The following is a 13,117-nucleotide window of genomic DNA, read 5'->3' as shown; positions in this document are numbered from 1 at the left end:
ACATCGACCTGGCGTTCAGATCGCGCGGATATCGCCCGCTTTTTCGCCTTTGGGGCCGGTCGAACGCACGAATGAAACGCGCTGGTTTTCGGCCAGGCTTTTGAATCCCGCGGATTGGATGTCCTGGAAATGGGCGAACAGGTCGCCGCCGCCCGCGTCAGGCGTGATAAAGCCGAAGCCTTTTGAATCGTTGAACCATTTGACGGTGCCGGTTTGAGTAGTCATTGTCTGTTCCTTTTATTGAAGCGGGCAAAATTGCCGAAAGCGCACATCGACCAAGAAGGGAAGTAACAAGAGGAAATCAAACAGGATTGCCGTAAAAGGCATCAGGAGAAAAAGCCAGCAAGAACAAGGACTTGATGTAGTGCGAGAGGAACGATACAGGGTTTCCCCTCAATCACCTAATCATTTCTCGATTTATTTCCGTATTTATTATTTTTATTGATTTTCATGGATTCCAGGTAACGACTGTTATCATGAAGGACGAAATGCGACGCTCGCATCGTCGACATCAATGAGGGATACCTACTGAAACCACATCGCTTAAGCGAATTCATCCGCGCTAATATGGAACCGATCATGCAGGCGTGGGAGGATTTCGCCCGCACCATCGAGCCGCCCGCATTGACGATGGATGACACCGCATTGCGCGACCATGCGCAGCAAATGCTGCAGGTGTTCGCCGCCGACCTCGACACGCCGCAAACCGCCAGCGAACGCAGCGCCAAGGCGCAGGGCCGGGCGGCGCCCGCCGAAGCCGACACGGCGGCCGAGGTCCATGCCGAGGCACGGCTGCAATCGGGCTACACCGTGGTGCAGCTGGTGTCGGAATACCGCGCCCTGCGCACCAGCGTGCTGACGCTGTGGACCGCCAACCACCCGGACAACCATGCCGACGACATGGCCGACGTAACCCGCTTCAACGAAGCGGTCGACCAGGCGCTGGCCGAGTCGGTGGCGCGCTATGAAACCATGGTCAAGCGCTCGCAGAACATGTTCCTGGCCATACTGGGGCATGACTTGCGCAATCCGCTGGGCACCGTGGTCACGGGCTCGAACTTCATCATGGAGGCGGTCGACATACCGCCCAGGTACATCCTCGTCGCCACCCGCATCTTCAACAGCGCCAAGCGCATGAACAAGCTGGTATGCGACCTGATCGACTTTACCCGTACCCACCTGGGGCCGGGCATCCCGATCCGCCCGCGCGAAGGCAACCTGGTCAAGGTATGCGAAGAGGTGGTCAACGAACTGCGCACGTCGCATCCCGAAATGCAGATCGACCTGCACGCCCCGGCCATGCTGGAAGCGCATTTCGATGAGCAGCGCATCGCCCAGATGCTGTCGAATCTGGTCGGCAACGCCATCCAGTACGGCGCATCCGACTTTCCGGTCACGATCCGCATGACGCCGGGCACCGGCGACATCGGCGTCGCCATCAACAACCGCGGCGCGCCGATCCCGGCCGATGCGCTGGCGGGCATCTTCGATCCCCTGGTGCGCATCGCGGGCACGGTGCCGATGGCGGCGTCGGAACGCACCAGCCTGGGCATCGGCCTGTTCATCTCGCGCGAGATCGTCCACGCCCATGGCGGGCGCATCGAGGTGACCTCGGACACCGTCTCCGGAACCACGTTCAACGTCACGCTGCCGCGCCGCCAACCCGGAAGCGCGGCGTGAGCGCCGCCGGCGCGACGCTGCCCGCTCCGCGGCAGCGATGCAGGGTGCTGGTGGTCGACGACGAGCACGACCTGGCGGACCTGGCCCAGGACCTGCTGCTGCATTCCGGCTTCGACGTCAGCGTCGCCTACGGCGCGCCCGAAGCGCTGCAGATGCTCGGCAGCGGCCGGGTCTTCGACGCGGTGTTCTCGGACATCATGATGCCGGGCATGGACGGCATCGCTTTGGCCGAGATGATCAACGTGCTGCATCCGCGCATCCGGGTGGTGCTCACCTCCGGCTATGCCGGGCCGTCGCGCATGCCGCACTCGCACCACCCGTTCATTCCCAAGCCCTACCGCATCGCCCAGGTCATCGCCCTGCTGGTGTCGTAGCAAGGCGCCGCACGGCTCGCTCGCGACCCGGCGGCGTCGAATATGGCAACATGGCTGTCGGGCGCCAGGCGCTGCGTGGAAACCAAGTTACGTAGTATATTTTCTTGATTTAGCCAAAAAATCGTAGTAAATTTACACGAACACCGTTTTCTCGATATCCCGACCATGGCTCTTTCCGATTTCGACCTCGTTTTCTTTGGCGGCAGCGGCGACCTTGCGATGCGCAAGCTGCTGCCTGCGATGTATTCGCGTGACGTCTGCGGTGACCTGCCGGAAAGCGCCCGCATCATCTGCGTCGGCCTCGACAAGCTGAGCCAGGAGCAGTTCCTGCACTTCGTCGAGACCAACTCGAAGCCCCATATCAAGGAAGCGCCGCAGGAGGCCAACTGGCAGCGCTTCCTGGCCCGCATCAGCTACGTCGCACTGAACGCCACCGACGTGCGCACCTATGAACAACTGGTCGCCGCCCTGCGCGACGATCCGGCGCTGACGCGCGTGTATTACCTGGCCACCCCGCCGCAGCTGTTCGCGAAGATCTGCGACAACCTCGCCAGCACCGGCCTGGCCACGCCGAATTCGCGCGTGGTGCTGGAAAAGCCGCTGGGGCGCGACCTGGCCTCGGCGCGCAAGATCAACCTCGACGTCGGCAAGGTGTTCAGCGAATCGCAGATCTACCGCATCGACCACTACCTCGGCAAGGAAACGGTACAGAACCTGCTGGCGCTGCGCTTCGGGAACATCCTGTTCGAGCCGCTGTGGCGGCGCGAATGGATCTCGGACGTGCAGATCACCATCGCCGAGAAGATCGGCGTGGGAAATCGCCTCGGTTACTACGACAACTCGGGCGCGCTGCGCGACATGCTGCAGAACCACCTGCTGCAGCTGCTGTGCATCGTGGCGATGGAGCCGCCGGCCTCGATCGCGCCGGACGCCGTGCGCGACGCCAAGCTGCAGGTGCTGCGCTCTTTGAAACGCTTCACGCCGACCACGCTGTCGCAAAACATCATCCGCGGCCAGTACCGCGCGGGCTACATCGACGGCCAGCAGGTGCCGGGCTACCGCGACGAACCGGATGCGCCGAAGAGCTCGAGAACCGAGACCTTCGTGGCGATGAAGGCCGAGATCGACACCTGGCGCTGGGCCGGCGTGCCGTTCTACCTGCGCACCGGCAAGCGCATGGCCGACCGCCTGGCCGAGATCGTGGTGCGCTTCAAGCCGATCCCGCACTCGATCTTCAACCAGCCGACGTCCAGCTTCCAGCCCAACAGCCTGGTGATCCGCCTGCAGCCGGACGAAGGCCTGTCGATGAACCTGATGGCCAAGACCCCGGGCGACTCGATGCGCCTGAAGCAGGCCGAACTCGAACTCGATTTCCGCGAGCAGTTCAAGGCGCCGCGCATGGAAGCCTACGAGCGATTGCTGCTCGACGTGCTGCGCGGCCAGCTGACGCTGTTCATGCGCGGCGACGAGTTGGAAGCCGCGTGGGAATGGGTCGAGCCGATCCTGGAACACTGGGAGCAGGACGATACCGCGCCGGCGCCCTACACCTCGGGCACCTGGGGCCCGGCTTCGTCGAGCGCCCTGATCGGCCGCGACGGCCTGCAGTGGCGCGAAGAAGCGCTGCCCGAGGACTGATACGGCCATGCTGCTCGACTCGATCCGCACCCAGCTCGATTCGCTGTCCAAATCCGAGCGCAAGGTGGCGCTGGCGGTGCTGGCCGCGCCATCAAGCACGGTGAGCCAGAACATCACCGCGCTGGCGCGCGCCGCGCAGGTGTCGGAACCGACCGTGGTGCGTTTCTGCCGCACGCTCGGCTACGACGGCTGGCACGAGTTCAAGCTGAAGCTGGCGCAAGGCCTGGCGCTGGCCCTGCCCGGCGCCAGCGAAGCGCCGGACCAGGACGACCTGGCCTCGGACCTGATCAACAAGATCTGCAGCCGCTCGATCAACACCCTGCTCGACCTGCGCAACAACCTCAAACCCGAACTGATCCAGCAGGCGCTGGAAGTGCTGGCGCGCGCCAACAAGATCGAGTTCTACGGCCACGGCACCTCGGGCTTCGTGGCGGCCGACGCGCAACATAAATTCTTCCGCTCGGGCGTGCCGACGGTGGCTTATACCGACCCGGCGATCCACGCGATCGCGGCGGCGCTGCTGCGCCAGGGCGACGCGGTGGTGGCGATCTCGCAGCGCGGCAACAACCCGGCGCTGACCCGTTCGGCCAAGCTGGCCAAGGCCGGCGGCGCCGACGTGATCGTGCTGGCGCCGTCCGGCACCCCGCTGGCCGAGATGGCGACGCTGTTCATTCCGATCGACCTGGTGTTCGCCACCGATCCGTATACCCCGATCTCGGCGCGCCTGGCTTATCTGGTGGTGATCGACGTGCTGGCGGTCGGGCTGGCGCTGCGGCGTGGGCCGGAGTTTCGCAAGAAGATGCAGAACGCGCAGAAAGCGCTGCAGGAATTCGACATGCAGTTCGATTCCTTCATCGGCTGACTGGCCAGGGCGCTCACGACACCTCGCGTGGCTGGCTGTAGAATAGCGGTTTTTCACCGCACCCCTACAGCGCCATGCACATCAATCCAGAACGCAGCGACCGTCCCGACTATGACCTGCTGGTGCGCCAGGTTACCAGCGTCCTCGAGGGCGAACGCAACCTGACCGCCAACGCGGCGCAGTTTTCCGCGCTCGTCTATGACACTCTGTCCGACCTGAACTGGGCCGGCTTCTACCTCACCGTGCCGTCGAAAAAAGGCGAAGGCCAGGACCTGCTGGTCGGCCCGTTCCAGGGCAAGCCGGCCTGCGCCCGCATCCCGTTCGGCCGCGGCGTGTGCGGGACCACCGCCGTCAAGCGCGAGACCATCGTGGTGCCGGATGTTCATGCGTTTCCGGGACATATCGCGTGCGACTCGGCGTCGGCGTCGGAGATCGTGCTGCCGGTGATCAAGGACGGTGTGCTGGTGGGCGTGTTCGATATCGACAGCCCGAAGCTGGACCGTTTTTCGGACGAAGACCGCGCCGGCCTGGAGGCCATGATCGCGGCGTTTGTTGCAGGTACCGATTTTTGATTGCGTAGCGGGTTTGCACGTTGAACTTGGATCCCCGCCTGCGCGGGGATGACGGTCTATAAGTTAGAGAGAATGGCGGAGCCAACTTTCGGCCTGCCCCCTAAAAACCGTCATTCCCGCGGAGGCGGGAATCCAAGTTTCCTACCGAAGCCCGCTCCCCCGAGATTCCAAGTTACACATCACGAGACCACCATGAACCAACTCGAACAACTGAAGCAATACACCACCGTCGTCGCCGACACCGGCGACTTCCAGTCGATCAAGGCCTACTCGCCGAAGGACGCGACCACCAACCCGTCGCTGATCCTGAAGGCCGTGCAAAAGCCGGAATACCGTCCGCTGCTGGAAAAAGCCATCGCCGACGCGCCGGATGCCACCACCGAAGGCATCGTCGACAGCCTGTTGATCGCCTTCGGCGTCGAAATCCTGAAGTACGTGCCGGGCCGCGTCTCGACCGAGATCGATGCCGCGCTGTCGTTCGATACCGAAGCCACCGTCGCCAAGGGCCGCGAACTGATCGCCCTGTACGAAAAGGCCGGCGTGTCGCGCGAGCGCGTGCTGATCAAGATCGCCTCGACCTGGGAAGGCATCCGCGCCGCCGAGATCCTGGAAAAGGATGGCATCCACTGCAACCTGACCCTGCTGTTCTCGCTGTGCCAGGCGGTGGCCTGCGCCGAAGCGAACGTGAAGCTGATCTCGCCGTTCGTCGGCCGCATCTACGACTGGTACAAGAAGTCGACCGGCACTGAGTACCAGGGTGCGGAAGACCCGGGCGTGCAGTCGGTAAAGGGCATCTACCAGTACTACCGCAAGTTCGGCTACAACACCGAAGTGATGGGCGCGAGCTTCCGCAACACCTCGCAGATCCTGGAACTGGCCGGCTGCGACCTGCTGACCATTTCGCCGGACCTGCTGCAGAAGCTGGCCGACGCCGATGCGCCGGTCGAGCGCAAGCTGGTCAAGGACGACGGCGCCGACATCCAGAAGATCGCGATCGACGAAAAGACCTTCCGCTTCATGCTCAATGAAGACGCGATGGCGACCGAGAAGCTGGCCGAAGGCATCCGCGCCTTCGTGGCCGATTCGATCAAGCTGAAGGTGATGATCGAAGGCATGCGCTGATCTTCACGCCAGGTCATTCGCGATAGCAGTGAAAACGCCCGGCTGGTCCGGGCGTTTTTCATGGGCCGATCAACGCGCCCGCAAGCCCGCCAGGAAGGTATCGATCACCTCCCCACCCAGCTGCACCAGGTCGAACGCTTCCGACTCGAACAGCCAGTTGCGCAACAGCCCGTCAAGCATGATCCACATGCACATCGATGCATTGCGTGGATCGACTCCCGCCGGCAGGCGGCCTTCGTCGCGCGCCTGCGCCAGCTGGGTTTCCATGCGCCCGCGCCACTCGCACACGGCTTCGCGCTTGCGCACCCGCGCCGAATCGACCTCGTCGGTGAACTCGGTCTTCAGCGTCGCGATCTCGAACACGCGGCGCGCGGTGTCGTCGGTGACCACGATCTGCAGCACCGCCATCATCTCGTCGCGCAGGCGCTGCAGCGGGTCGCCCGCCGGCCGCTCATCGAGCAGCTTCACCGCGGCGTCCATCGGCATCGTGGCGCGGTCCATCATGGCGCTGTAGAGCGCGCCCTTGTCGACAAAATGCCAATAGATCGCGCCGCGCGTCACACCGGCTGCGCTTGCGATATGCTGCAACGTCGTCCGCGAAACGCCTTGTTTCGCGAACAAGATTTCAGCGGCGTCGAGAATGCTGTCGCGGGTCGCGGCTGCTTCTTCCTTCGTCCTGCGAACCATTTCTTCTGATCAACTCCAAAAATCCTCGGGGGCAAAACATTTTACATACAGTCGTGATAGTATATAAAATTATTTGCAAAAGCCAGCGTCGCCGTCGCCCCGGACAGAATATATGACCGGAGTGTGACAGCGGCGTGTTTTACTAACTAGAAGGAAGCACACGTAATGCGCCCTGCCAACTCCTCATCCCTATCCCTGACCCGGGCTGCCGCCGCCACCATGGCGGCCCTGGTCCTGCTGTCCGCCTGCGGCAAGAAAGACGACGCTGCCAAGGGCGGCGCACCAGCCGGCCAGCAGATGCCAGCGCCTGAAGTCGGCGTCGTCACCACCAGGTTCGAAACCGTTGCGCTGCAGACCGAGCTGCCGGCGCGCGTCGAGCCGATCCGCACCGCGCAAGTGCGCGCGCGCGTCGACGGCGTGGTCCTGAAGCGTTCGTTCACCGAAGGCAGCATGGTCAAGCAGGGCCAGTCGCTGTTCACCATCGATCCGGCGCCGTACCAGGCCCAACTGGCTGCCTCGCAGGCCGACCTGGCCCAGGCCGAAGCCAACCTGGTGCAGGCGCGTTCGCTGGCCAACCGCTACAAGCCGCTGGTCGAAGCCAACGCGGTCAGCAAGCAGGAGTATGAAAACGCAGTCGCCGCCCAGAAGACCGCAGAAGCGCAGGTCGCCGCCGCACGCGCCCAGGTGCGTGTGCAGCAGATCAACGTCGGCTACACCAGCGTGAACGCGCCGATCTCGGGCCGCATCGGCCGCGCCCTGGTCACCGAAGGCGCACTGGTCTCGGCAGCCCAGGCCACCGAGCTGGCGCTGATCCAGCAGACCGACAACATGTACCTGAACATCACCCAGTCGGCCACCGAACTGCAGCGCCTGCGCAAGCAGGGCGGCGGCGCCGACAACGTGCCGGTCACCGTCATCACCGAAGACGGCAGCACCCTGGCCCAGCGCGGCCGCCTGCTGTTCTCGGACGTGACCGTGGACCAGAGCACCGGCCAGATCACCCTGCGCGCCACCGTGGCGAATCCGAACAACGCCCTGCTGCCGGGCCAGTACGTGCGCGTGCGCATCGCCCAGGCTTCGCTGCCGAACGGCATCCTGGTGCCGCAGCAGGCGGTCACCCGCGGCGGCCAGAACGGCGACACCGTGATGGTGGTCGGCGCCGACAACAAGCCGGTCGCCCGTCCGGTCAAGATCGCGTCGCAGCAAGGCGAGAGCTGGGTCGTCACCGACGGCCTGAAGGAAGGCGAAAAAGTGATGGTCGACGGCTTCCAGAAGCTGCAGATGCTGCCGCCGGGCACCCCGGTCAAGACCGTGCCATGGACCCCGGCCGCGGCCCAGCAGGCGCCAGCCCAGGCCGGCGCCACCGGCGCCCAGCCGAACGCCGCCGGCGCGAATGCCGCTGCCACCGCGAATGCCGCCGACACGCGCACCCCGGACGCCGGCTCGCCGGCCGCCGGCGCGACCACGCCAAGCGACAGCAGCCGCTAAGAACACAAGGAACAGGAACTTCCAATGGCCCGTTTTTTTATTGACCGCCCAATTTTTGCCTGGGTGATCGCGCTGTTCATCATGGTGCTCGGTGGCGTCGCCATCAAGCAGCTGCCGATCGCGCAATACCCGTCCGTGGCGCCGCCCTCGATCGTCATCAACGTCGCCTATCCGGGCGCGTCGGCGCAGACGCTCGAGGATTCCGTCATCTCGATCATCGAACGCGAGATGAACGGCGCCCAGGGCATGATCTACATGGAATCGACCAGCCAGGCCAACGGCAGCGGCTCGATCACCATCTCGTTCGAGACCGGCACCGATCCGAACCTGGCCCAGGTCGACGTCCAGAACCGCCTGTCGCGCGCCACGCCGCGCCTGCCGCCGGCGGTGACCCAGCAGGGCGTGCGTGTCGACCAGGCGCGCTCGAACTTCCTGCTGTTCACCATCCTGTCGTCGGATGATCCGAACATCACCAACATCGAGCTGGGCGACTACGCCTCGCGCAACGTGCTGCCTGAAATCCAGCGCATCACCGGCGTGGGCCAGGCCCAGCTGTTCGGTACCGAAAAGGCGATGCGGGTCTGGATCGACCCGACCAAGCTGGTCGGCCTGAACCTGTCGCCGGCCGACGTCACCGCCGCCATCCAGCAGCAGAACGCCCAGGTGGCCTCGGGCACCATCGGCGACCTGCCGGTGGCCAAGGGCCAGCAGATCAGCGCCACCGTGATCGTCACCGGCCAGCTGTCGAACGTCGAACAGTTCGGCAACATCGTGCTGCGCGCCAATCCGGACGGCTCGACCGTGCGCCTGAAGGACGTGGCGCGTATCGAGATCGGCGGCCAGGCGTATGCCACCACTGCGCGCCTGAACGGCAAGCCGTCGGCCGGTATCGGCGTCCAGCTGGCCCCGTCCGGCAACGCGCTCCAGACCGCCGAGCTGATCAAGGCCCGTATGGCCGAACTGCAGAAGTACTTCCCGAAAGGCATGAAGTACTCGATTCCTTACGACTCGACCACCTTCATCGACATCTCGATCGAACAAGTGGTGCATACCCTGGTCGAAGCGATCGTGCTGGTGTTCCTGGTGATGTACCTGTTCCTGCAGAACTTCCGCTACACCGTGATCCCGACCATCGTGGTGCCGATCGCCCTGCTCGGTTCCTTCGCCTGCCTGATGGCGCTGGGCTTCTCGATCAACGTGCTGACCATGTTCGGCATGGTGCTGGTGATCGGTATCGTGGTCGACGATGCGATCGTGGTGGTGGAGAACGTCGAGCGCATCATGGCCGAAGAAGGCCTGCCGCCGCTGGAAGCGACGCGCAAGGCGATGGGCCAGATCTCGGGCGCCATCATCGGCGTGACCGTGGTCCTGATCGCGGTGTTCGTGCCGCTGGCGTTCTTCGCCGGCGCGGTCGGCAACATCTACCGCCAGTTCTCGGTGGTGATGGTGACCTCGATCGGCTTCTCGGCCTTCCTGGCGCTGTCGCTGACCCCGGCGCTGTGCGCGCACCTGCTGAAACCGATCGAAAAAGGCCATCACGAAAAGAAAGGCTTCTTCGGCTGGTTCAACCGCAACTTCACCAGCGGCGCCAAGAAGTATGAAGGTTTCGTCGGCGCCATCCTGAAGCGCGCCGGACGCTGGATGATCGTGTTCGCGGTGCTGGTCGCCGTGGTCGGCCTGATCTTCACCCGCATGCCGAACGCCTTCCTGCCGAACGAAGACCAGGGCTACGTGATCGCCAACATCCAGCTGCCGCCGGGCGCCACCGCCGAGCGTACCGGCACCGTGCTGCGCGCGCTGGAAGACTACGTCATGAAGCAGCCCGAAACCGCGAACATCGTGGCCGTGACCGGCTTCTCGTTCTCGGGCCAGGGCCAGAACATGGGCCTGGCGTTCATCCCGATGAAAGCCTGGGACGAGCGTAAGGAGAAAGGCCAGGACGCGCAATCGTTCGCCGGCCGCATCACCGGCCACATGGGCGCGCTGCGCGACTCGTTCATCTTCGTGGTGAGCCCGCCGCCGATCCCCGAACTGGGCACCGGCACCGGCTTCTCGTTCCGCCTGCAAGACCGTGGCGGCAACGGCCACGCCGCCCTGCTGGCCGCGCGTAACCAGATGCTGGGCATGGCGATGCAGAGCAAGGTGTTGACCGGCATGCGTCCGGAAGGCCTGGAAGATGCGCCGCAGCTCAAGCTCAACATCGACCGCGACAAGGCGCAAGCCCTGGGCGTGACCTTCGGCGCGATCAATACCGCGCTGTCGACCTCGCTGGGTTCGTCGTACGTGAACGACTTCCCGAACGCCGGCCGCCTGCAGCGCGTGATCGTGCAGGCCGATGCGCCACAGCGCATGCAGCCGGACGACCTGCTGCGCATCAACGCCCTGAACAGCCAGGGCCAGCCGGTGCCGCTGTCCTCGTTCGCCTCGACCGAATGGACCACCGGCCCGATGCAGACCACCCGCTACAACGGCTACCCGGCGATGAAGCTGACCGGCGAACCGGCGCCGGGCTACTCGAGCGGCGATGCGCTGGAAGAAATGCAGCGCCTGGCGTCGCGCCTGCCGGCCGGCTTCGCGTTCGAATGGACCGGCCAGTCGCGCGAAGAGATCCTCTCGGGCTCGACCGCGTCGATCCTGATCGCGTTCTCGCTGCTGGCGGTGTTCCTGGCCCTGGCCGCGCTGTATGAAAGCTGGACCATCCCGGTGTCGGTGATGCTGGTGGTGCCGCTCGGTATTCTCGGCTCGCTGCTGGCGGCCACCATGCGCGGCCTGCCGAACGACGTCTACTTCAAGGTCGGCCTGATCACCATCATCGGCCTGGCGGCGAAGAACGCGATCCTGATCGTCGAATTCGCCAAGGACCTGCAAGCCGAAGGCAGGTCGCCGATGGAAGCGGCGCTGGAAGCGGCGCACCTGCGTTTCCGTCCGATCATCATGACCTCGCTCGCCTTCATCCTCGGCGTGCTGCCGCTGGTGATCGCCAGCGGCGCCGGCTCGGCATCGCAGCGCGCCATCGGTACCGGCGTGATGGGCGGTATGATTACGGCAACCGTGCTCGGCGTGATCTTCGTGCCGGTGTTCTTCGTGGTGGTGCGCACCCTGTTCAAGGGCAGCAAGCGCCAGAACGACATGTACGCCCGCGCCCAGGAAAAACAGCACGCGCTGGAAAAGCAGGAACATCAGGCCGCAGAAGAAGGAAACAAACCATGATGAAACAGATGAAACTCGCAACCCCGCTGGCGCTGGCCATGGCGCTGGCCGGCTGCTCGCTGGCGCCGGACTACCTGCGCCCGGCGGCGCCGGTGGCAGCCGCCTTCCCTGACGTGCCGCAGGCGGCCACCAAATCGGCCAGCCCGCTGCTGAACGCCAACCCGGCCGCGGTGCCGTGGCAGCAGTTCTTCGCCGACGCCCGCCTGCGCACCCTGATCGACCAGGCGCTGACCAACAACCGCGACCTGCGCATTGCCATCGCCAACATCGAGCAGGCGCGTGCGCAATACCGCATCACCCGCGCCGACCGTCTGCCGACGGTGGGCCTGGGCGTGAGCGGCCAGCGCCAGACGGTGGGCGAAGACCAGCCGATCTCGAGCACCTACTCGGCCGGCCTGCAGGTCTCGGCCTTCGAGCTGGACCTGTTCGGCCGCGTGCGCAACCTGTCCGAAGCGGCGCTGGCACAGTTCCTCGCCACCGAGGAAGCGCGCAAGACCACGCAGATCAGCCTGATCGCATCGGTCGCCAACGCCTGGCTGCAACTGCTGGCCGACGAAGAACTGCTGCGCATCACCGACGAAACGCTGAAAACCCGCGTCGAATCGGAACGCCTGACCCAGCTGCGCTTCGACAACGGCGTCGCTTCGCGCCTCGAGCTGCAACTGTCGCGCTCGTTGGTCGAGACCGCACGCGCCACCCTGGCCCAGCAGCAGCGCTTCCGCGCCCAGGACATCAACCTGCTGACGCTGCTGGTCGGCCAGCCGCTGGGGCCGGACCAGTCGCAGGGCGCCACCCTGGCCAAGACCGAGCTGCCGGACATCCCGGCCGGCCTGCCGTCGGACCTGCTGGCGAACCGCCCCGACATCCGCAGCGCCGAGCAGCAGCTGATCGCGGCCAACGCCAACATCGGCGCGGCGCGCGCCAACTTCTTCCCGCGCATCACGCTCACCGGCAGCGCCGGCAGCGTCAGCAACCAGCTGTCGGGCCTGTTCGAAAGCGGCACCTGGGGCTGGAGCTTTGCGCCGCAGGCGATCCTGCCGATCTTCGACTACGGCCGCAACAGCGCCAACCTGGCCAGCGCCCGTGCCCAGAACGACATCGCCGTGGCGCGCTACGAGCAGTCGATCCAGACCGCGTTCCGCGAAGTGGCGGACGCGCTGGCCGGCCAGGCGACCTACAGCGAGCAGTTGCGCGCCCAGGCCGCGGTGAGCGAAGCCGAAGCCGACCGCTTCAACCTGTCCGACCTGCGCTACCGCAGCGGCGCCGCCAGCCAGCTGGATCTGCTGGATGCGCAGCGCTCGCTGTTCGAATCGCAGCAGCTGGCGATCAATGCCAACCTGCTGCGCCTGCAGAACCAGGTGACGCTGTATCGCGTGCTGGGTGGCGGCTGGACCGAGCCGGCGGCGGATGGCACGGCAGCCCCAGTAGCGGCGCGTTAAGCAGAACCTCATGTCGCCGTAAGGTGACGCAGCAACACCAACCGGGCC

At 65.0% G+C, this 13,117-nt stretch carries 11 protein-coding genes; 9 read left to right on the top strand and 2 right to left on the bottom strand.

Going from position 1 to position 13,117, the window contains the following annotated elements; translation table 11 throughout:
* Positions 1-15: 15 nt before the first annotated feature.
* Entirely contained in the window at positions 16-225 is a 210-nt protein-coding gene (locus QPK27_RS02060) for a cold-shock protein (RefSeq protein ID WP_290416526.1), read from the bottom strand.
* 276 nt (positions 226-501) lie between these two features.
* Between QPK27_RS02060 and QPK27_RS02055 the strand changes: the two genes are divergently transcribed.
* The 6 genes from QPK27_RS02055 to tal all read left to right on the top strand — a co-directional run bounded on the left by QPK27_RS02055 (position 502) and on the right by tal (position 6,245).
* On the top strand, positions 502-1,680 hold the full coding sequence (locus QPK27_RS02055; RefSeq protein ID WP_374046999.1) for an ATP-binding protein: 1,179 nt from the start codon (positions 502-504) through the stop codon (positions 1,678-1,680).
* Positions 1,677-2,054, top strand: a complete 378-nt coding sequence (locus tag QPK27_RS02050; protein ID WP_290416525.1) for a response regulator — start codon at positions 1,677-1,679, stop codon at positions 2,052-2,054. Before QPK27_RS02055 ends, QPK27_RS02050 begins: the two co-directional genes overlap by 4 nt.
* A 165-nt stretch (positions 2,055-2,219) precedes the next feature.
* Positions 2,220-3,689 carry a glucose-6-phosphate dehydrogenase gene (gene zwf / locus QPK27_RS02045; protein WP_290416524.1) on the top strand — a complete coding sequence of 490 codons (1,470 nt, stop codon included), beginning with the start codon at positions 2,220-2,222 and terminating at the stop codon, positions 3,687-3,689.
* A gap of 7 nt (positions 3,690-3,696) precedes the next feature.
* Positions 3,697-4,551, top strand: coding sequence for an SIS domain-containing protein (locus QPK27_RS02040; RefSeq protein ID WP_290416523.1), 855 nt, complete (start codon positions 3,697-3,699; stop codon positions 4,549-4,551).
* A 74-nt stretch (positions 4,552-4,625) separates the two neighbouring features.
* Positions 4,626-5,123 (top strand): GAF domain-containing protein, encoded by a 498-nt coding sequence (locus QPK27_RS02035; protein WP_290416522.1) that lies wholly within the window; start codon positions 4,626-4,628, stop codon positions 5,121-5,123.
* Positions 5,124-5,315: 192 nt separating this feature from the next.
* Positions 5,316-6,245: a transaldolase gene (gene tal / locus QPK27_RS02030; RefSeq protein WP_290416521.1), complete on the top strand. Its 930-nt coding sequence runs from the start codon at positions 5,316-5,318 to the stop codon at positions 6,243-6,245.
* 69 nt (positions 6,246-6,314) lie between these two features.
* Here the strand turns inward: tal and QPK27_RS02025 are convergent, their stop codons facing one another.
* Complete coding sequence (locus QPK27_RS02025) at positions 6,315-6,932, bottom strand: TetR family transcriptional regulator (RefSeq protein WP_290416520.1); 618 nt, start codon at positions 6,930-6,932, stop codon at positions 6,315-6,317.
* A 165-nt stretch (positions 6,933-7,097) separates the two neighbouring features.
* Here QPK27_RS02025 and QPK27_RS02020 point away from each other — a divergent pair, with 165 nt between their 5' ends.
* From QPK27_RS02020 to QPK27_RS02010, 3 genes are read left to right on the top strand one after another with little or no spacing between them, the layout of a single operon-like run.
* Entirely contained in the window at positions 7,098-8,420 is a 1,323-nt protein-coding gene (locus QPK27_RS02020; protein ID WP_290416519.1) for an efflux RND transporter periplasmic adaptor subunit, read from the top strand.
* A 24-nt stretch (positions 8,421-8,444) separates the two neighbouring features.
* Positions 8,445-11,630 (top strand): efflux RND transporter permease subunit, encoded by a 3,186-nt coding sequence (locus QPK27_RS02015; RefSeq protein ID WP_290416518.1) that lies wholly within the window; start codon positions 8,445-8,447, stop codon positions 11,628-11,630.
* On the top strand, positions 11,627-13,069 hold the full coding sequence (locus tag QPK27_RS02010; RefSeq protein ID WP_290416517.1) for an efflux transporter outer membrane subunit: 1,443 nt from the start codon (positions 11,627-11,629) through the stop codon (positions 13,067-13,069). Before QPK27_RS02015 ends, QPK27_RS02010 begins: the two co-directional genes overlap by 4 nt.
* Positions 13,070-13,117 lie beyond the last annotated feature (48 nt).

This window comes from Massilia sp. YIM B02443 (assembly GCF_030411955.1).
In the GTDB taxonomy this organism is placed as follows: Bacteria; Pseudomonadota; Gammaproteobacteria; order Burkholderiales; family Burkholderiaceae_D; genus Telluria.
The sequence above is the reverse complement of the archived record's forward strand: the minus strand, read 5'-3'. Positions and strand labels throughout refer to the sequence as shown.